Here is an 18,387-nt window from a genome sequence, read left to right on the forward strand (position 1 = left end):
ATTCGGAGTGTTCGCTCGCGACGATCGGCTGTCCAGCAATGATCATTCTGGGTGTCACGCTCGCCATCATCTCCATGGTCGTCGTCGGGCTGCTGGTGGCTCGCCGCGTCGCCGGAGACAGCAGGAACTTCCTGGTCGCCGGCCGTACCCTGGCTTTGCCCGTGGTCGCCGCCACCCTCATGGGCCAGGCCGTCGACACCAACGCCACCCTCGGCGCCACCGACCTGGCCGCCGGGCTCGGCTTCTGGGCGGGCGCCGGGCTGCCCCTCGGCCTGGCCCTGTGCCTGCTGCTCACCGGCCTGTTCTTCGCCCGGCCGATGAACAGCATGGGGCTGACCACCCTGCCCGACTACTTCAGGCTCCGGTTCGGCCGGGCCGTCGAGTTCGCCGCCGCGCTGCTGATGATCACCGCGTTCATGATCCTGGTCGCGGGCAACCTGGTGGCGGGCGGCTTCCTGTTCGAACGCTTCCTCGGCACCTCCTACACCGGCGGGATCCTCATCATCGTCGCCGTCGTGCTGATCTACACGCTCGCCGGAGGGCTGCTCAGCGACGCCTACACCTCGATCGTGCAGATGCTCATCACCGGGATCGCCGCGCTCGGCCTGCTGCTCTGGGTGGCCGCCACCTTCGGGCTGAGCGCCCCGCCCGGCATGGGGCCGCTCGACCTGGGGCAACTGTCCGACCCCGCGCAGGGCGCGGTCGTCAACTGGGCCACGCTCGTCGCGCTCGGCATCGGCGACATCGTCGCCATCGACTTCATGCAGCGCATCTTCGCCGCCCGCTCCCCCGGCGTGGCCCGCCGCGCCTGCTTCATCGCCGCCGCCGGCACCACCGTGATCGGCGTGCCGTTCGCGCTGGTCGCCGTCTCCACCGGCCAGGGCCTGCTGGCGCTGCTGGACGAGGCCGCGCCCGCCGCGCTGAGCGTGCTCGTGCTGGCGGGCATCGTCAGCGCGTCGCTGTCCACGGCCGACGGCGCCATCCTCGGCACCGCCGCCGTCGCCGTCCGCAACGTGGGCTCCGCCCGCCGCGTCCACCAGCCCGGACGGGCCGACCCGCTGCTGCGCGCCACCCGCTGGGCGATGCTCCCGGTGGTCGGCGGCGCGGTGCTGCTGGCGCTGCGGGTGCCGCAGACGGGCGTGCTGCTCACGCTGGCCTTCGACCTCATGCTGGCCTGCCTCGCCGTGCCGTTCGTGCTCGGCTTCTACTGGCGGCGCGGCTCCTCCCCCGCCGCCATGGCCGCCCTGACGGTGGGTCTGGTCGTACGGCTCGTGCTGTTCGCGATCACGCCCACCATGTACGGCGCGCCCAACACCCTCCTCTACATCCCGAACACGCTGGCCGGCGCGAGCTTCGACGGCTGGCCCACGTTCATCGCGCTGGGCGCGTCCCTCGTCGTCTACGTGGTCGTGGCGCTCGTCACCGCGCCGGCCGCCGCCCCGGGCAGGGAGCTGCGCATGCCCGCCGAGGAGGGCGCGGTCAGGGCCGGATGACGATCTCCAGGTACTCGAGGGGCATGAGCAGGGTGTCGCCGTCGGCGTTCAACTCGTGGACCAGCGCGGTCAGGTCGGCGACGAGGGCCCGCCTGCCCGCCTCGTCCAGGGAGCCGAGCGCCACCATCGTGGGGCCGTAGGTCGCGCACCAGGCCCGCACGTGCTCGTCGGGGCTGGGGAAGCGCCACCACAGGTCCCGCGTCGCCGCCTCGATCGCGGCGCCCGCCCCGAACAGCTCGCGCAGCCCGCGCATCGTGCCCCAGCGGCTCTCCGGCTTCGCACGTGACGCGGGCGGGACGTGCGCGGTGTTCAGCGCCAGCATCCGGCCCATGTAACCGGACGGCGTCCAGCACGCCAGCGCGATCCGGCCGCCCGGCCGCGTCACCCGCACCAGCTCCGCCGCCGCCCGCTCCTGGTCGCGCGCGAACATCACCCCGAACGTCGAGGTGACCAGGTCGTAGGAGTGATCCGGCACCGGCAGCGCCTGCGCGTCACCCTGACGGAAGTCCACCTTCAGCCCCTCCGCCTCGGCGCGGCGCGCGGCGTGCGCCAGCAGCTCGGGCTCCAGGTCGATGGCGGTGACCCTCGCCGAACGGCGGGCGCCTGCCAGGGCCACGTTTCCTGTGCCTGTCGCGACGTCCAGGTGGGCCTCGCCTGCCCGTAACTGGGCCGTCTCGCACAGCAGCTCGGCGGCCAGGAGGAAGCGGGCGCCGATGGATCGGTAGTCGCCGGTGGCCCACGTGCGCGTCTGTGCGTCGTTCTGGTCCGGCATCTCGATCCCTTTCCGGTTGACGGGCTTTCGCTGCCAGTCTGCGGGAGTGAGTGGGCGGCTGGCTAGGTGTCCCGTGCTCGCCGGGTGCTCCGTGCTTTCAGGTGCTCCGTGCTTTCAGGTGCTCCGTGCTTTCAGGTGATGGGCCAGAGGCGGATCGTGCCGTCGGAGCCGGCCGCGGCGAGGATCCCGCCGTCCTGGCTGAACGCTAGGAGCAGCGGGCCGGTGTGTCCGGTGTAGACGGCCTCGATCGACCCGCTGACCACCTCGCGGACCAGGACGCCGCCGTTGCCCGTGCCCGGGCTCACACCGGCGGCGAGCACCCCGCCGTCCGGGGCGAACCCCAGCGCTGTGTACGTCTCCCCGGGCTTGGTCAGCATGCCGAGCTCCTTCCCGGTGGCCACGTCCCACACCTGCACGCGTGTGCCGGGGTCGTCGCCGCGGAGGGTGGCCAAGCGCGCGCCGTCAGAGCTGAAGGCCGAGTCGCGGACGATACTGCCGCTCTGCTGGGGAAGGGCGAGCTTGCCGCGGCCCTCGGCCACGTCCCACAACCGCGTGGTGTCGGTGGCGTAGCCGCTGCTGGCCAGGAGGGTGCCGTCGGGGCTGAACCTGAGGGCGCCCACCCCGTTGGTGTGACCCTTCATCGAGTCGGTGACCTTACGGGTGTTCACGTCCACCAGGTGCACGCGGTTGGTGTAGTCGTCGACGCCCGCCAGGCCGCTCGCCACCGCGAGCGTCTCGCCGCCGGGGTCCAGCGCTGTCGTGCAGCCTGCCTGGACGTCGGCGACGGTGAGCGTCACCGGGGAGCGGCTCTCGTCGGTGTCCCACAGGCGTACCGTGCACCTGCCCTTGTCGGACAGTCCCGCCGTGGCCAGCATCCCGCCGTCGGGGCTGAACGCGTACGTGTTGGTCGGGCCCTTGAGGGTGAAGGTGCTCACGTTCTTGCCGGTGGTGGCGTCCCAGCGGCGGACCTTCTTGTCGTGGCCGACCGTGATCAGGGTCTTGCCGCCCTGGGTGAAGGTCATCGCGTCGATGGGGCTGGTCAGGCCGGTGATGAGGGTGGTGGGCTGGAGGGGGCCGCCGCTGGCTTGGGAGGCGCTGTCGCTGCCGGAGGAGGATGTGGTGATCAGGTAAATCACGGTGGCGGTCAGCAGGGCCAGTGCGGTGGCGATGGCGGCGAAGGCCTTGGGGTCGCGGGTGGGGGGCCAGAAGCGCGACCCGCCCTTCGGCGGCGCGGCAGGGGGTGTCGCGGGGGGCTCGGGGTGCGGCGCCGGACGTGCCGGCCTCGTTCCCGCGACCAGCTTGTCGGCAGTGGGCCGCCGCGCGGCGGGAGGCGACGTGCGCGAAGGTGGCTGCGCCGCGGACGAAGGCGCGGGCGTTGGCGAAGGCGCAGCCGTGCGCGCGGGCGCGGGCGCGGACGGTGGCGCGGACGGTGGCGCGGACGCGGGCGCGGGCGCGGACGGTGGCGCGGACGGTGGCGTAGGTGTGCGCGCAGGCGTGGGCGGTGGCGTAGGCGCAGGCGTGGGCGTGGGCGCAGGTGGGGCGGGGGGTGGTGGTGTCGGTGGGTGGATGGAGCGTAACCACGCCTCCGCCGCCCCCGACACGACCTTGCTGTCATCCTCCACCAGCCGCCGAATCTCCTCCAGCACCTGCCCCCGCACCCACCCGTTCCCCACCCGGTGCAGATGCGCGAGCCCATCCAGGGCAGCCCGCCGATCGGTAGCGATGGGGCTCCCCAGCGCGTTGCGCAGGTAGGCGGGCAACGTCCAGTTGACGTTCCGCGCGATGACCGTGCGCCCCTCGACGTCGGACTGCTTCTTGGGCCGCTGCTGCGGCATCTCCTCCACGACCCGGTCATGGACGTACCCGTACAGCTCGTCCAGCGTGATGTCACCGTCGCCGTCGAGGTCGGCACTGCCGTCCCGCAGCCCTTCGACGAGGTACCGGGTGAACACCGACTGCGGCGCCCGCCCCTCCTGCCGGTCGCCCTCGAAGGAGTACTGCGTGGCGTCGGACGCGGTCAGCACGGTCCGGCCGCGCCCCTGGAAGCGTTCGAGGGTGTGCACGGCGGTGTCGGCCTTGGCGATCGAGCCGGTCGGGTAGGCGCCGCTGTAGCAGCAGTCGAGCACCAGCACCTTCTGCCGGGACGCGCAGCCCTCCATCGCCTGGTCGATGTGGTCGGCCGACAGCGCGGTGAACAGCAGGCTGTCGCGCCGTGTGTTGGACATCGCCAGGTAGAGCCGGCCGTGGTCGTCCTTGAGGCCGTGGCCGGTGAAGTAGAGCAGGGTCAGGTCGTCGCGGCGGCGGTCGCGGTAGAAGTCGCCGATCGCCTCGCCCACCCGGTGGTGCGGCTCGTTGATGAGCGTGGTCACCTCGAACCCGGCGATCTCCGGGTCGCGCAGGACGGCGGCGAACGCCTCGGCGTCGTGCGCGGGGGCGGTCAGGCCGCTCAGCCCCGCGTCCGCGTACTCGTAGGTGGCGACCAGCAGCGCCAGCCGGCGGCTCATCGCTCAGCCGTCCGTGTGGCGGCGGATGTAGGCGTCGAGGAGGGCGCGTTGCTGCTCGGCGGTGGCCCGGTCGAGCTCGATGGTGTCGCCGTCGATGGTGACCGAGATGCGGTGCCGTCTCGACTGCCGGGTGAGCCAGTCGCTGAGCGTGCCGATGACGGTGGTGAGTACGCCGCCCGACGCGCTGAGCGCCACGATGACGGCGCCCACGGTGACGGGGTCGGCGCCCTTGGCCCCGGCGGGCCGCGGCGGGCCGTCGATGGCGAGGGTGGCGCGTTCGACGTCGAGTTCGTCCAGTTCGACGCGTAGCCGCCGGACCAGCCGGTCGGCGTGCTCCGGATCGAGCTCCTGGTGGGCGTGCAGTTCGAGCCGCATGCTCAGCACGCCGTCGCCGTCGTTCACCATTGGCTGCCCACCCCTGGCTTCCTGAACGCGAACCCCGTCCCCCGACGTTTCCCGCATCGTTCCATTGCCAGGTCTGGCGCGTAAGCCCTTCCTCCTTAGATTACTTATAGTAGTTCTTTGACTACAATAAGTCATAAGGATCGATCATGGGTGAGCTGCGACGACTGTCCTGGCGGGACCGGGTCTCGATCGCGATCCTCAGCTTCTTCATGCTCATGGCCTGGACCATCGAGCTCTACTTCATCCTCCACCACCACGACATCAGGCAGCGGAGCGACGTGTTCGCCCTGGCGTACCGGCTGTACGGCAGGGGCGACGCGGCCTACTACGGCAGCGGCTTCACCGCCCTGCCCCTCGCGCTGGAGACCTTCGACGTCTTCGTCACCCAGGTCTTCAACGCGCTGCTCGTCTGGGCCATCGTCCGGCGGCGCTTCTACCGTTACCCGCTCCAGCTCGGGCTCTCCGCCTACTCCGCCGCGCTCGTGCTCCTCTACTTCTGGACGGCGCACGTGTCCGGTTATGCCGGGATGGCGGACAAGGGCTTCTGGAACTTCGTCATCCTCGTCGTGCCGAACCTGCCGTGGCTGCTCGGCGACCTGTTCCTGCTGCATCAGGCGGTCATCCCGGTCCTGCGGAGGTTCGCCGGCCCCGTCCAGCCCCTGATGGAGGACACGCGGCTGCCGGCCGCCTGAACGCGAGCCCGGCCAGCCGGCGGAGCCAGGCGAGGAGGCCGCGGAGCACGCTCAGTGTGTGGCGCGGCCGAGGGCCGGTGAGCACGTCGCGGGCGAGCCGGCCCGCCGCCACGCGGGCGACGCGCAGGAAGGCGGCGGCGAACGGGCCGGGGCGCGTCTCGTCCGTGGACAGCAGCCGCATGGTGCGCCCCCGTTCTGCGCGGTCGCGGCGCCACAGCGCGTAGGCGGCCCTGCGCAGCGCCGCCTCGGCCGGGGCGTCGGAGGTGAACACCGTGTAGAGCGCGTCGGCCAGCATCTCCGGCACGCGGCTGCGGGCCGCCCGCTCGCGCGCGTAGTCCGCGATCGTGCCGGACGCCGCCACGCGCTCGCCGTCCAGGATGGCCAGGGTGAGCCCCGCCGCCGTCAGCGGATGGAAGTGCCCGACCGCGTCGCCCACCAGGGCGTGCGGCTCCCGCCCGTACAGCCGCCGGGGCTGGAAGCGGTTGACCGACCACTGCGTCTCGCCCCGGCACAGCGCCGCGACCATGGCCGCGTGCAGGGGCGCGCGCAGCACCTGCTCGTACCGCTGGATGAGGTAGCGGGTCAGGTCGGCGGGACGGACGGTGAGGGGGACGTCGATGCACAGCCGCACGGTGGAGGCGTTCAGCCGGTAGGCGAGGATGGGGCCGGGGCCGCCGAGGAAGACGTGAGCGTAGCCTTCCGCGGGCAGCGAGACGTCCCGCAGCAGGACTCCGGCCAGGCGCGACAGCCGCTTCGCGCCCGCGGCGGCCGGTCGCAGGAGTGAGGTGCGGCCGTCCGCGCCGATGATCCGGCCCGCGGTGACGTGCCGGTCCGTGCCGTCGTGGCAGGAGGTGTAGGTGACGTGGCCGCCGCTGATGCCGGTGACGCGGCTGCCGATGCCGAGAACGATCCGGGGGTGTGCGGCGACGGCCGAGCGCATGCTGCGTACCAGGGCGGAGTGGGGGAAGCTGAGCCCGGTGCGGCCCCGCGTGTACGGCAGGGCGATGGCGGGGCCGCCGTCGTCGGGGAACACCACGAAGCCCGCGCCGGTGACGAAGCGGGAGGCGGGGAGTTCGACGCCCAGCCTGCGCAGGGCGGCCACGCCTGGCGGGTGCAGCCACTCGCCCGCGAAGCGCCGTACCGGGCGGGCCTCCGCCTCCAGGAGCAGCACCCGCGCCCCTTGCCCGGCGAACGCCAGCGCGGCGGCGCACCCGGACGGGCCCGCGCCGACGACCACGACGTCCGCCCTCGCGGCTGCCGTCACGTGCTCTCCGGCGGCGGGAGGTGGGTGCCGGTGAGCCCGGAACCGACCACCCGGGTGGCGAGCCTGCGCAGCCGGGGGTCGCCGAAGATGACGGCCGCCGCGTCCAGGAGCCCGCCGCGCACCGCCGCCCGCACCGCGAGCCCGCCCACCAGCCCGCCCACGAGCCCGGACGTGAACCGCTTGCGGCAGGCGGCACGGTAACGCTGCCACGCCTCCTCCTCCCCGCGCACGCCCTGCACGACGTCGGCGGCGGCGTGACCCGCGTAGATCCCGCTCTGCACGGCCTGGAAGATGCCCTCACCCGTGGCGCTGCTGGTCAGCCGGGCGGCCTCGCCGACGCGGAGCGCGCCCGGCGTGGTGAGGTCGCGGACGATCGACGTGTACGCGATGGGATGCCCCTGCAGCCTGCCCACCTGCCTGGCGTTCCTGAGCCGGTCGCGGAAGCGGGCGTGCAGGAACCCCGCGAACAGGTCGCGGACGTTGCCGCCGCAGCGGCGCAGCCGTTCGCGGTCGACGCAGATGCCGATGTTCACCCGGTCGGCGGTCTCGGGGAACATCCAGCCGTAGAGGGGCGAGAGCCGCCGGTCGAAGATCATCTCCAGGGTGTGCGGCTCGAACGGGAACTCCTCCCACCAGCCCATCACGGTGACGATCGCCGGTTCGGGCCGCGGGTCCGCCGGGAAGATCGAGTGGCCGCCGTCCGCGCAGAGCACCACGTCCGCCGCGACCTCCACCGGCCGCCCCTGGTGCACGCCGCGCACGCCGCGCACGCGCGGGCCGTGACGGATCAGCTCGGTGGCGCGGAACGACCCGGTGAAGCCGACGCCACGGGAGGTGGCCCGGCGGACGAGCAGTTCGTCGAAGTGCCGGCGCGGCAGGATGATCGCGCCCTGGCGGGTGTGCAGGTGCAGCGAGCGGCCGGCGGGCGTGGTGAGGAGCAGGGAACGGGCCGGATATCCCAGCCGCTCGACCTCGTCGCGCAGCCCGAGCCCGCGCAGGACGCCGAGCGTCGCGGGCGACAGCGCGCTGCCGCAGGTCTTGTCGCGGGGCGGCTCGCCGCGGTCCAGGAGGAGGACGTCGCCGACGCCGCGCTGCGCGAGGGCCGCCGCCGCGGCGCCGCCCGCCGGACCGGCTCCGACGATCGCGATCTTCGTGACCAGCTTTTGAGACACCGGAGCCCCTATCGTCAGACACTCTCCGTAGTCATATACTCGCCTACAGTAACAGTGTGTAGTCGCTTGACCTCGTCCACACGAAGGAGCTGAGTGCCATCGGGCTGCCGGACGCCGCGACCCTCAGGGACAAGGCCGGTCACGAGAACTTCCCCATCGCCCTGCGCCTGCTGCCGGCGTCTGCCGCGCGGTGCTGCGGCGCATCGCCCGCGACCCGCTCCAGGTGCTGGAGCGCCGGGTGACGGTGCCCGGCCGGGCCAAGACCGGCGTGGCGGCGCGGGCCCCGCTGCTGCCCGCCGGCACCGGAGTGAAGGAGATCTGGTGAGACGGGTGCTGGTGGTGGGCGGCGGCCTGGCGGGCACGGCGGCGGCGCTGGACCTGGCCGACGCGGGCGTCTCCGTCGAGCTGGTCGAGGCGCGGCCACGGCTGGGCGGGGCCGCCTGCTCCTACCGCCGGGGCGAGCTGACCGTGGACAACGGCCAGCATGTCTTCCTGCGCTGCTGCGAGGCGTACCGGTGGTTCCTGGAGCGGGTGCGGGCCGCCGACCTGGTCGAGATCCAGCCGCGCCTGTCGATCCCGGTGCTCGGCCCGCGCGGGATGCGGGGGCGGCTGTACCGGGATCGGCTGCCGGCGCCGCTGCACCTGGCGCGTGCCCTGTCGGTGTACCCGCACGTCCCGGCCGGGCAGCGGCTGGCCGCCGCGCGGGCGATGCTGGCCATGCGGCGGCTGGACCCGTCCGACCCGGAGGTGGACCGGCGCAGCTTCGGCGAGTGGCTCGAAGCGCGCGGCCAGTCCGCAGCGGCGCTCGAAGGGCTGTGGGAGCTGATCGGCAAGGCCACGCTGAACGCCTCCGCGGCGCAGGCGTCCCTCGCGCTGGCCGCCAAGGTGTTCCGCACCGGCCTGCTGTCGGCCGCCGGCGCGTCCGACCTCGGGTACGCCCGCGTCCCGCTCGGCGACATCCACGACCGGGCGGCGGGCGAGGCGCTGCGGGACGCCGGGGTGCGGGTGCTGCCACGCACCCGGGTGCGCGCCGTCGCACTGGGCGGCGAGGGGATCGAAGCGTTCTACGCGGGCGGCTCGCGGCGGGCCGACGCCGTGGTGCTGGCGGTCCCGCACGACGTGGCCGCCCGGCTGGTGCCCGCGGCGGCCGGCGCGGACGCGTCCCGCTTCGTGCGGCTCGGCGCCTCCCCGATCGTCAACGTCCACCTGCGCTACGACCGTCGCGTCACCGACCTGCCCTTCGCCGCCGGGGTCGGCACGCCCGTCGAGTGGGTCTTCGACCGGACGGCGGCGGCCGGGTGCGGCGGGCAGTATCTCGCCGTGTCGCTGCCGGCTGCCACCCGGGTGGTGGACTGGCCGGTGGAGGAGTTCCGGCGGGTGTTTCCGGGGGCCGTGGCGGAGTTGTTTCCGGCGGCGCGGCGGGCTTGGCTGGTGGAGTTCTTCGTGACGCGCGAGCGGTCCGCCACCTTTCTGGGCGCGCCCGGGACCGCCGCGCTGCGGCCCGGGCCTCGGACAGGGTCGCCGCGGGTGTTCCTGGCCGGGGCGTGGACGGCCACCGGGTGGCCCGCCACCATGGAGGGCGCGGTACGCAGCGGCCGAGCCGCCGCCGAGGCGCTGCTCAACGGGCCGCTCGTGTGAGCCACCTGCCGCAGCGCTCAGCGAGGCGCGCCACGCGAGCAGCCGCCTGAGCCTTAACGCCCGCGGCACGCGCGAGCAGCCGCCGCGTCGTCACTCAGTCGCGCGTGCACGCAGGTAGGCGCCGAGCGCCCAGGCCGGGAAGTAGGCGGCGTAGAGCCGGTAGTGCAGCATCGCGGTGCCGAAGAACACCCCGGTCACAGCCTCCTGGGTCCAGGAGCCGTCCGCGTTCTGGTGCCGCCGCAACCACTCCGCCCCGCCCGCGGTGACCTCATCGTCCACGGCCCCGCAGGACAGCAGCGCCAGCACGGCCCACGCGGTCATCACGGGCTGGCTGCGGGGATGGGCGACGTGCCGCCGTTCCAGGCAACCCGAGTAGTGCTCGCCCCAGCCGCCGTCGGGCCGCCGCGCGCCGCGCACCCAGGCCGCGGCCCGGCGGAGTTCGGGGGCGTCGGGCCGGAGCCCGGCGGCGCGGAGGCCGCGTACCGCCATGAAGGTGCCGTAGGTGTGGTGCACGCCCCAGACGGCGGGAAAGGCGCCGGTGGGGAGTTGCTGGCGCAGGAGGAAGCGGGTGCCGCGCCGGATCGCGTCGCGGGCGCGGGCGCGCACCCCTCCTCCCAGGTACGGCAGGGCGCGGGCCAGCCCTGTCAGTGCCGAGCCCGTGCATTCGACGTACGACCCTTCGACCATGCAGCGGGCGTACATCTCGGACGGGTTGAGCGCCTCCAGGAGCCGCGGTCCGCGGCGGGCCTCGTAGGTGCCGAAACCGCCGTCGCGGTTCTGGCGGTCGAGGATGAACGTGGCGGCGGCGGTCATTCTGGCGGGCGGGAGTGGCACGCCGGGGGCGGTGGCGAGGGCGGCGAGGGCTTCGGCCGTGCAGTCGCTGACGGGCCAGCGGTGGCCGCCCTCGGAGAAGCACCATCCGCCCGTGACCGGGGCGCGGCCCTCGGGGGCGGGGGCGGGCAGCGGTTCGGTGAGCTGCGCGGCGCTGAGGAACGCGGCGCCGGCGCGCACGGCATGAACGACGCGGGCCGTTCCCCCACCCGCCGCAGGCCGCGCCACGGGCGTCGCGGCGGGTCCCGCCGTGGGGCGTGTTACGGGCGTTGCCGTGGGTCCTGCTGTGAGTGCTTCCAGGGCGAACGCGGTGTCCCAGGAGTGCGACCGGGCCCCGCAGTACCGGATGCCCTGCTGCGGGTCGCGCCACCGCCAGTACTCGAGCCCCGCCAAGCTCGGCCCCAGCTCGGGGTGACGGGGATCGGCGGCGTACAGCACCAGGCAGTTGAGCAGCCCGTTGACCGGCGACAACGCCCGGTGTCCGGTGGCGCGCTGCTCCTCGACGACCCGCCGCAGGCACCGGCTCAGCGCCCGCTGCCGCACCCCGTCCGGGATCGCCCGCTCGCAGCCGAGCAGCAGACGGTGCAGCAGGCGCAACGGGGCGGAAGGCGCGACGTGGGTGTCGGCCGGGCTGAGCGCGTCGCGGCAGGCGGCGAAGGCGTCCGGGGTCTTGGCGCGTTCCCCGTGCAGCTCGGTGCGGAGCTGGGCGGTGAGGGTGCCCAGGTCGGCGTGGTAGCGGCGGCCGTAGAGGTAGGCGAGGGCCTGGTAGACGGCGCGCGTGTGGCAGTAGAGCCGGTCGGGGTGCGCGGGCAGGGCGCGGGGCAGCAGGAACAGCTCGGGCGGGAACGGGTTGACGCCGTCGTAGTGGTAGAGGCCGAGCAGCGACAGCCACAGCTTGCCCCACGTCGGGATCGCCTGGACGCCGCCGGGCTGCCGGTGCAGCCAGGCGCGGGCCTGGGCGGTGAGCGGGTCGCCGGGTGGCACGCCGAGCAGGCGCAGCGCGACGTAGGCGAGGGTGGTGAAGAAGACGTAGGGGCCGGATTCCGGATGCATGCCCCAGCCGCCCTCGCCGGTGCGGGCCAGGCGGTAGTGGAGCAGGATGTCCGCGCGTTCCGCCTGGTCGGTCACGGGGCGGCCGACGACGTGGCGGACGATCACGTACTGGGAGAGGATCATGGTGTTCCACACCATCTCGCCCTCCCAGGAGCCGTCGTCGCGCTGGAGTCCGGTGAGGTGGCGCAGGGCGAGCCGGTGTGCCTGCTCGGCGGTCATGCGCGCCCCCGGCCGGCCCGGTCGAGGTGGTCCTGCCACTTGCGGACGGTCAGGTGCGGCGGCAGGTGCTCGGGATGTTCGAGCAGCGGGACGCCGGGCCGCGGCCAGGAGGTTGCTGGTGCTGTCTCGGTGAGCGCCTCCGGCTGGGGGTGCTCACCCAGGCACCCTGACTCCATGGCCAATGCCGCTCCCCGACCTCGTGTAATCACTCTCAGTAGTAATACAACTACAAAGAGCGATCAACAAGGGGGTCGGGCACCGGATCGCCGTGGTCGCGGTGCCGCGGTCAGTCGACCTTGGCCTCCCGGCCGTGGACGATGAGCGCGTACAGCACCAGGACGTCCACCGCGATGACGGCGAGCGACCACCAAGGGTTCACGGCGATCCAGGTGAGCTGGGTCAGCGCGTTCAGCATGACCAGGACGACGCCGACCATCCTGGCCCAGGCCTGGCCGACGCTGACGGCGATGCCGGTGGCCAGGAGCAGGACGCCGAGGGCGAGATGCAGCCAGCCCCAGGTGCTGACGTCGAAGAGCAGCAGCCGGTTGGGCGCCTGTACGTAGACGCGGTCGGCGAAGACGGCGGCGAGACCGGTGATGATGTTGAACAGCCCGGCCAGGACCATCATCATGCCGCCGAACCAGATCCAGCCGACCCAGCCGGTCACCTGGCGTGCATGGTGGTAGGTCATCAGAACCCTCCCCCGTTAGATCTCTGGCTTCCGTGTGGTGCTTCCCCACCCGGTCGGACAAATACGACAAACGGGTTTAAATAGGGCCAGGCATGCCCACTCTTGGGGCCGTGCTTGCCTTCTCCGGAGACGGCCGGGGGAACCACCGTCCCATGGCAGACCTTCCCTTTCACGACCGCGCGGACTTCGACGACGCCGAGCGCGGCTTCATCGCCGCGCTCAGCCCCGCGGTGATCGAGGCCGCCGACGGCAAGGTCGTCTGGGACAACGACGTCTACGGCTTCCTCGACGGCGAGTGCCCGCAGACGGCGCACCCCAGCCTCTGGCGGCAGGCGCAGCTCTGCGCCAAGCAGGGCCTGTTCGAGGTGACCGACGGCATCTACCAGGTGCGCGGCCTCGACCTGTCCAACATGACCCTCGTCGAGGGCGAGCGCGGCGTCATCGTCATCGACCCGCTCGTCTCCACCGAGTGCGCCGCGGCGGCCCTGCGCCTCTACCGCGACCACCGCGGCGACCGGCCCGTCACCGGCCTGATCTACACCCACTCCCACGCCGATCACTTCGGCGGCGCCCGCGGCGTCACCGACGGCGAGAACATCCCCGTCATCGCGCCCGCCGGCTTCATGGAGCACGCCGTCTCCGAGAACGTCTACGCCGGCACCGCCATGAACCGCCGCGCCATGTACATGTACGGCCAGCGCCTGCCCCGCTCCCCCGAGGGCCAGCTCGGCTGCGGCCTCGGCATGGGCACCTCGTCCGGCACCGTCTCGCTCCTGCCGCCCACCCTGGACGTCACCCGCACCGGGCAGGAGGAGAACGTGGACGGCGTCCGCATCGTCTTCCAGCTCACCCCCGGCACCGAGGCCCCGGCGGAGATGAACTTCTTCTTCCCCGACCGGCGGGCCCTGTGCATGGCCGAGAACGCCACCCACAACCTGCACAACGTGCTGACGCTGCGCGGCGCGCTGGTCCGCGACGCCCGCGTCTGGTCCCGCTACCTGACCGAGGCCATCGCCCTGTTCGCGGGCCGCGCCGACGTGGCCTTCGCCTCCCACCACTGGCCCACGTGGGGCAGGCAGGCGATCGTCACCTTCCTGGCCCAGCAGCGCGACCTGTACGCGTACCTGCACGACCAGACCCTGCGCATGCTGAACCGCGGCATGACCGGCGCCGAGATCGCCGAGGCCATGCAGCTTCCGCCCGCCCTGGAGCAGGCCTGGCACACCCACGGCTACTACGGCTCGGTCAGCCACAACGTCAAGGCGATCTACCAGCGTTACCTGGGCTGGTTCGACGGCAACCCGGCCCACCTGTGGGAGCATCCGCCCGTCGAGCAGGCGCGCCGCTACGTCGAATGCCTGGGCGGCACCTCCGCCGTGGTCGCGCTGGCCGACCGCTACATCGGGGAGGGCGACCTGCGCTTCGCCGCCACCCTGCTCAACCACGCGATCTTCGCCGACGAGCAGGATTCCAGGGCCCGCCGCCTCCTGGCCGAGGTCTACACCCGGATGGGCCACGGCGCGGAGAACGCCACCTGGCGCAACTTCTTCCTGACCGGCGCGAGCGAGCTGAACGGCGGCGCGTCGGCGGGCGCCACCGACACCTCCTCGCCGGACCTGCTCGCCGCGCTCAGCGCCGAGCAGCTCTTCGACTCCCTCGCCATCCGCGTGAACGGCCCCGGCGCGTGGAACGAGCGTTTCGTCATCGACTGGCGCCTCACCGATCCGGACGAGCACCACCGCACCACGCTGGGCAACGGGGTGCTGATCCACGAGACGTCACCCGCGGGCGACGGCGCGGACCTCACCCTCCGGCTCACCAGGGAACGCCTGCTGGGCCTGCTCACCGGTGGCGGCGACGCCGGCGGCCTGGACCATGACGGCGACCTGTCGGTCCTGGGGCGGCTGACCTCCGTCCTGGAGGAGCCCGTCCCGGACTTCGCCATCGTCACGCCCTGACAGACCAAGAATGTCCAGCCGTGGGCCATAGGTGCTGCAACAACCCGGCGCGTCCGGCGAAATGCCGCACCCGTCTCGCCCATGCTCGACACGAGGCGGGCTCGTCCGCCCGTACAGACTGATGGGAAAGCAGGGTCATGGCCGAGCAGGGACGCGTGCGGTGGAAGCGCTTCGCCTGGATCTTCGCTCCTGTCGCGGCGATGACCTCGCTGCTGGTCGGCGCCACGGCGCAGGGGGTCATCGGCGCCACGTTCGTCGTGTCGGGCAGGAGCTTCAAGCTCTTCGCGGGCGAGCTGCGCGGCCAGGGCTTCGCCCTGTCCAGTGACGTGGTGCGGACGCGGAAGGACCGGCGGATCCCCGTCATCACCACCGGCGTGCGGCGGGCCGTGGTCACCGGCCTGTGCCAGAGCGCCCTGGTGAGGACCCCGATCGGCACGGTGACGATCGTGCTCACCGGCGGCCGGGGCGGCAACGTGGTGACCATCGACGACCTGGTGATCGACGTGGCGGTGGGCCAGACCGCCGCCACCCTGCGCGAGCTGGAGCTGAACCGGGACGCCGCCACCCTCGACGAGGTGCCCGACGCCAGGGGCCCGGCCGGCACCTTCGGCGGCCAGGCCTCGTCGGTCACCCTCCGCAACGTCAGGCTGGACGCGTGGGCCGCCACGGCGGCCACGTTCAGCCTGCCCGACCTGGGAATGAAGGTGCTGCGTGGCGAGCACGAGTGCTTCTGAGACGACCGCTCCTGAGACGAGTGCTGCTGAGACGAGTGCTGCTGAGGCGCGCGCTTCTGAAACGACGAGCGGGCGGGCGTGGCGGCGATCGCGGCCGTTCTGGGGCGGGCTGCTCGTCGTGGCGGCGGGCCTGGAGCTGCTGTCCATCCCGCTCGCCGTCAACGCGCTGCCCGTGGCGATCATGTTCGGCCGGGTCGGGGCCGGGTTCCTGATCGCCGTGATCCTAGTGATCGCGGGCGTCCTGGTGTGGGTGCAGCCGGGGCAGCGGGCGTTCCTCGGCCTGGTGTCGGTGGTGCTGTCCCTGGCCTCGTTCGTCTACTCCAATCTGGGCGGCTTCCTGATCGGCATGGTGCTGGGGCTGCTGGGCGGCATGCTGACGCTGGCCTGGACCCCGGTCAGCCGGCCCGCCAACCGCTTCGACAGCGTCACCGTGCGCGGCGCGCTGGCCGGGGCCAGGGCCGCGGCCAGGAGGAGGCGCGAGGTGCGGGACCTCACTTGCCGGTCCTGAAGGCCTTCGCCTCGGTCCACACCTTCTTGTGCTCGGCCTGCCGCGTGTTGAGCACCAGGGCCTTGCCCTGGTCGCCGAGCTTGTTCCGGGCGGCGCTCTGCTGGTTCCCCAGGTTGTCGGCCAGGTCCGTCAGCCGGGTGCGCGCGGCCTCGACGGCCGCGGCGAGGACCGGGTTGAAGTCCCACTGCGCCGACTGCTGCCTGAGCAGGTCGTCCTCGTCCCGCAGCGAGGCGATGACGTCGGCGCCGGCCTTCTTCAGCTCCTCCTTGATGCGGTTGCCGGCCTGCTCGATGGCGGCCTTGTCGTAGGTCTCCTCCAGGGTGCCGTCCTTGCGCTCGCGCTTGCCGCTGCGGTCGCCCTCGTCGACGGTCGCGTACGGCAGGAGGTTGCGGAACGACAGGTACGCGGTGGCGGCCTGGGACGCGCTCTCGGCCTTCAGCACGGCGGCGGCCTGGTCGAACAGGGAGCTGAGCTGCCGCCCTCTGATCTGGTCGATCGGCAGCAGGTGCGCGAGCCCGATGGGCTTGCCGTTGAGGTCGCCGAGCACGGCGGACCGCAGGGCGGCGATGACCTCCTTGTCGGTGCGCGCCTCGCGGACCAGGTAGTTGACGTGCTGCGTCTCCATCACCCAGGCGGTGGTGTGGCAGCCCATGCCCGCGACGCCCGGCGGGGCCGGAGCGCGGCCGTTGACCTTGAGCTTCTCCTTCTCCTTCGCCTTGACCGTCACCACCAGGTCGGCCCGGTGCGCTTCGCTGGCCCACGTGGTGTTCGCGGGCTTCACGGCGATGGCGGGCATGGCCGCGAGCTGGGCCGCGACCTGCTTGAGCAGCGGCTGGAGCCGTGACGGTTCCGTGCCGTCCGTGAAGTAGTCGGGGTAGTGCTTGCGCAGTCCTTCCTCCACCATGCCGGCGAGCTGTTCCGCGGCCTTCGCGCCGAGCTTCCCGCCCGCTGGCGGGCCGAGGTTGAGCGCGGCGACAGAGTGCGGGTAGGTGGCGGCCATCGTGCGCACGTGCTTGTGCAGCAGGTTGGCGAGCAGGTCGGTGGCGAGCGAGGCCGCCTGGTTCCCGTCGCCGAGCTTCGTGACGTCGGCGGCCACCTGCTTGGCCTTGTCCAGGTGGCCCTGGGTGGCGGGAGAGTTCTGCAGCTTGCGCGCCTGCTGCGCGCGGTCGTGCTGGTACGGCTCCGACAGCCGCTCCCGGACGTCCGTCACCTTCGCCTTGAGGTGCCCGGCGGCCAGGAGGATGTCCCGGTAGACGCCGTCCGTCGCGATGATCGCGTCGAGCTCCGCGAGCGCCTCCTCCATGACGTCCTGCTGCGCGGGCTTGCCGGCGTTGGCCACCACGGCCTTCAGCGCCTGGTTGATCTTGGCGTTGATGGCCGTGAGCTGGCCGTACTGCTTGGCGGACTGCATGGCGGTGGCCGGGTTCAGCGCGTAGTCGATGTGCGCCTCGCGCAGCACCGCGTCGAAGGCGAACATGCCCCACACCGCCGCGCCGGCGCCCTCCGCCAGTATCGCGGGCGGCTTCTTCTTCGCCTTCATCGCCTCGGCGGCGGCGATCTCGTAGCCGAGGAGCGCAGCGTGATGCGTGCCCTCGCCCGAGCCGGTCGAGCCGCGGTCGGAGGCGGCGGGGACCGTGCTGAACGGCAGGTAGTTCAGGAAGGCGAGGTGGTGGGCGATGGCCTGCGACAGCGCGGCCGAGGCCTCGGACTCCGTCTTCGCCTTGCTCGCCCGCTCGCACGCCTCGGCGACCGTCTGGGCGGCGTCCTGCATGCGCGGCAGCCGGTCGGTCGCGCTCGCGGCGTCGATCTGCTCCATCCACTTGAACAGCAGCCTGTTGCTTCCGTCGGCCGCCTTCAGCGACGCCTCCGCCGCCATCTGCAGGTCCAGGATGGCGGCGGCCGCGTTTTTGATCGACTTCTCGTGCACCGCGGCCTTGACGGAGTCCACGACCGCCTGCCAGGCGGTGGTGTGGTCGCCCATCCTGTTGCGGAAGGGCGAAGGCGTGCGTTGCAGCCCGCTGACGAGCAGCGTCTTGATCCAGCGCGCGCCGATTGCGCCGTCCATCTCCGGCTCGGGGGACAGCGACACCTTGGCGCCGGCGGGGAGCTGCTGGTGGCCGGGGGTGAATACGATCTTGCTCCACTGGCCGGTCGCGGGCGCGACCTTGGTCATCTTGGGGTCGGCCTCGATCAGCGACTTGTTCGGCTTGGGCTTCGGCTTCTTGGTCGCGACGAGCGACGAGCCCGGCACGTACCGGATCGGCTCGGACTTGGCGCGCTTGCTCCTGCGCAACGGTGCCCCGGTCCCGCTCAAGCGTCGCTTCATGATCTCCCCGCCCTTGTCCTGGAGGCCCCCGCCGTCTGACGCCCGATCGTCCACCTTCGGACAGAGCGTGAACAGGTGTCTTTATCGCCATATTCATGACGCCGCTTCTCGGCTTGTATCTGGAAGG

16 protein-coding genes are annotated in these 18,387 nt (G+C 72.6%); 7 read left to right on the top strand and 9 right to left on the bottom strand.

Annotation, left to right across the window (positions count from 1 at the left end; all coding sequences use genetic code 11):
• Nucleotides 1-38 precede the first annotated feature (38 nt).
• The gene (locus tag ABD331_RS37365) at nucleotides 39-1,493 is read left to right on the top strand and encodes a high affinity choline transporter 1 (protein WP_344485895.1); all 1,455 of its coding nucleotides are present in this window, start codon (nucleotides 39-41) and stop codon (nucleotides 1,491-1,493) included.
• On the opposite strand, the gene ABD331_RS37370 is transcribed toward ABD331_RS37365, so the two are convergent.
• The 3 genes from ABD331_RS37370 to ABD331_RS37380 form a co-directional block, all read right to left on the bottom strand.
• Complete coding sequence (locus tag ABD331_RS37370; RefSeq protein ID WP_344485898.1) at nucleotides 1,480-2,265, bottom strand: class I SAM-dependent methyltransferase; 786 nt, start codon at nucleotides 2,263-2,265, stop codon at nucleotides 1,480-1,482. The two genes, ABD331_RS37365 and ABD331_RS37370, sit on opposite strands and share 14 nt — an antisense overlap.
• A gap of 131 nt (nucleotides 2,266-2,396) precedes the next feature.
• The gene (locus ABD331_RS37375; protein ID WP_344485901.1) at nucleotides 2,397-4,769 is read right to left on the bottom strand and encodes a caspase, EACC1-associated type; all 2,373 of its coding nucleotides are present in this window, start codon (nucleotides 4,767-4,769) and stop codon (nucleotides 2,397-2,399) included.
• A gap of 3 nt (nucleotides 4,770-4,772) precedes the next feature.
• Nucleotides 4,773-5,174, bottom strand: a complete 402-nt coding sequence (locus ABD331_RS37380; protein ID WP_344485904.1) for an effector-associated constant component EACC1 — start codon at nucleotides 5,172-5,174, stop codon at nucleotides 4,773-4,775.
• A 146-nt stretch (nucleotides 5,175-5,320) separates the two neighbouring features.
• On the opposite strand from ABD331_RS37380, the gene ABD331_RS37385 reads away from it, so the two are divergent.
• The gene (locus ABD331_RS37385) at nucleotides 5,321-5,866 is read left to right on the top strand and encodes a hypothetical protein (protein ID WP_344485907.1); all 546 of its coding nucleotides are present in this window, start codon (nucleotides 5,321-5,323) and stop codon (nucleotides 5,864-5,866) included.
• Here ABD331_RS37385 and ABD331_RS37390 read toward each other — a convergent pair.
• Together ABD331_RS37390 and ABD331_RS37395 are read right to left on the bottom strand one after the other, a co-directional pair.
• The gene (locus ABD331_RS37390; protein ID WP_344485910.1) at nucleotides 5,793-7,130 is read right to left on the bottom strand and encodes an FAD-dependent monooxygenase; all 1,338 of its coding nucleotides are present in this window, start codon (nucleotides 7,128-7,130) and stop codon (nucleotides 5,793-5,795) included. The two genes, ABD331_RS37385 and ABD331_RS37390, sit on opposite strands and share 74 nt — an antisense overlap.
• On the bottom strand, nucleotides 7,127-8,302 hold the full coding sequence (locus tag ABD331_RS37395) for an NAD(P)/FAD-dependent oxidoreductase (protein WP_344485913.1): 1,176 nt from the start codon (nucleotides 8,300-8,302) through the stop codon (nucleotides 7,127-7,129). The genes ABD331_RS37390 and ABD331_RS37395 overlap by 4 nt, the downstream gene beginning before the upstream one ends.
• A gap of 190 nt (nucleotides 8,303-8,492) precedes the next feature.
• On the opposite strand from ABD331_RS37395, the gene ABD331_RS37400 reads away from it, so the two are divergent.
• Together ABD331_RS37400 and hpnE are read left to right on the top strand one after the other, a co-directional pair.
• Entirely contained in the window at nucleotides 8,493-8,627 is a 135-nt protein-coding gene (locus ABD331_RS37400) for a hypothetical protein (protein ID WP_344485916.1), read from the top strand.
• Nucleotides 8,624-9,940 (top strand): hydroxysqualene dehydroxylase HpnE, encoded by a 1,317-nt coding sequence (hpnE, locus tag ABD331_RS37405; RefSeq protein WP_344485919.1) that lies wholly within the window; start codon nucleotides 8,624-8,626, stop codon nucleotides 9,938-9,940. The genes ABD331_RS37400 and hpnE overlap by 4 nt, the downstream gene beginning before the upstream one ends.
• A 90-nt stretch (nucleotides 9,941-10,030) precedes the next feature.
• On the opposite strand, the gene ABD331_RS37410 is transcribed toward hpnE, so the two are convergent.
• The 3 genes from ABD331_RS37410 to ABD331_RS37420 all read right to left on the bottom strand — a co-directional run bounded on the left by ABD331_RS37410 (nucleotide 10,031) and on the right by ABD331_RS37420 (nucleotide 12,734).
• Nucleotides 10,031-12,043 carry a prenyltransferase/squalene oxidase repeat-containing protein gene (locus tag ABD331_RS37410; protein WP_344485922.1) on the bottom strand — a complete coding sequence of 671 codons (2,013 nt, stop codon included), beginning with the start codon at nucleotides 12,041-12,043 and terminating at the stop codon, nucleotides 10,031-10,033.
• Nucleotides 12,040-12,219: a hypothetical protein gene (locus tag ABD331_RS37415; RefSeq protein ID WP_344485925.1), complete on the bottom strand. Its 180-nt coding sequence runs from the start codon at nucleotides 12,217-12,219 to the stop codon at nucleotides 12,040-12,042. The genes ABD331_RS37410 and ABD331_RS37415 overlap by 4 nt, the downstream gene beginning before the upstream one ends.
• Before the next feature lie 110 nt (nucleotides 12,220-12,329).
• Nucleotides 12,330-12,734, bottom strand: a complete 405-nt coding sequence (locus ABD331_RS37420; RefSeq protein WP_344485928.1) for a DUF7144 family membrane protein — start codon at nucleotides 12,732-12,734, stop codon at nucleotides 12,330-12,332.
• 152 nt (nucleotides 12,735-12,886) lie between these two features.
• On the opposite strand from ABD331_RS37420, the gene ABD331_RS37425 reads away from it, so the two are divergent.
• The 3 genes from ABD331_RS37425 to ABD331_RS37435 all read left to right on the top strand — a co-directional run bounded on the left by ABD331_RS37425 (nucleotide 12,887) and on the right by ABD331_RS37435 (nucleotide 15,934).
• Nucleotides 12,887-14,692: an alkyl/aryl-sulfatase gene (locus tag ABD331_RS37425; protein ID WP_344485931.1), complete on the top strand. Its 1,806-nt coding sequence runs from the start codon at nucleotides 12,887-12,889 to the stop codon at nucleotides 14,690-14,692.
• Between the two features lie 137 nt (nucleotides 14,693-14,829).
• Nucleotides 14,830-15,426, top strand: coding sequence for a DUF6230 family protein (locus tag ABD331_RS37430; protein WP_344485934.1), 597 nt, complete (start codon nucleotides 14,830-14,832; stop codon nucleotides 15,424-15,426).
• The gene (locus tag ABD331_RS37435) at nucleotides 15,404-15,934 is read left to right on the top strand and encodes a DUF6114 domain-containing protein (RefSeq protein ID WP_344485937.1); all 531 of its coding nucleotides are present in this window, start codon (nucleotides 15,404-15,406) and stop codon (nucleotides 15,932-15,934) included. The genes ABD331_RS37430 and ABD331_RS37435 overlap by 23 nt, the downstream gene beginning before the upstream one ends.
• Here the strand turns inward: ABD331_RS37435 and ABD331_RS37440 are convergent.
• Complete coding sequence (locus ABD331_RS37440) at nucleotides 15,918-18,248, bottom strand: hypothetical protein (RefSeq protein WP_344485940.1); 2,331 nt, start codon at nucleotides 18,246-18,248, stop codon at nucleotides 15,918-15,920. The two genes, ABD331_RS37435 and ABD331_RS37440, sit on opposite strands and share 17 nt — an antisense overlap.
• Between the last annotated feature and the right edge of the window lie 139 nt (nucleotides 18,249-18,387).

Source organism: Nonomuraea monospora (genome assembly GCF_039531895.1).
Taxonomy (GTDB): domain Bacteria; phylum Actinomycetota; class Actinomycetes; order Streptosporangiales; family Streptosporangiaceae; genus Nonomuraea; species Nonomuraea monospora.

Coding starts and splice junctions, on each gene's coding strand:
- ABD331_RS37365 (WP_344485895.1), top strand. CDS start 39: ATGATCATTCTGGGTGTCACGCTCGCCATCATCTCCATGGTCGTCGTC.
- ABD331_RS37370 (WP_344485898.1), bottom strand. CDS start 2,265: ATGCCGGACCAGAACGACGCACAGACGCGCACGTGGGCCACCGGCGAC.
- ABD331_RS37375 (WP_344485901.1), bottom strand. CDS start 4,769: ATGAGCCGCCGGCTGGCGCTGCTGGTCGCCACCTACGAGTACGCGGAC.
- ABD331_RS37380 (WP_344485904.1), bottom strand. CDS start 5,174: ATGGTGAACGACGGCGACGGCGTGCTGAGCATGCGGCTCGAACTGCAC.
- ABD331_RS37385 (WP_344485907.1), top strand. CDS start 5,321: ATGGGTGAGCTGCGACGACTGTCCTGGCGGGACCGGGTCTCGATCGCG.
- ABD331_RS37410 (WP_344485922.1), bottom strand. CDS start 12,043: ATGACCGCCGAGCAGGCACACCGGCTCGCCCTGCGCCACCTCACCGGA.
- ABD331_RS37415 (WP_344485925.1), bottom strand. CDS start 12,219: ATGGAGTCAGGGTGCCTGGGTGAGCACCCCCAGCCGGAGGCGCTCACC.
- ABD331_RS37420 (WP_344485928.1), bottom strand. CDS start 12,734: ATGACCTACCACCATGCACGCCAGGTGACCGGCTGGGTCGGCTGGATC.
- ABD331_RS37425 (WP_344485931.1), top strand. CDS start 12,887: ATGGCAGACCTTCCCTTTCACGACCGCGCGGACTTCGACGACGCCGAG.
- ABD331_RS37430 (WP_344485934.1), top strand. CDS start 14,830: ATGGCCGAGCAGGGACGCGTGCGGTGGAAGCGCTTCGCCTGGATCTTC.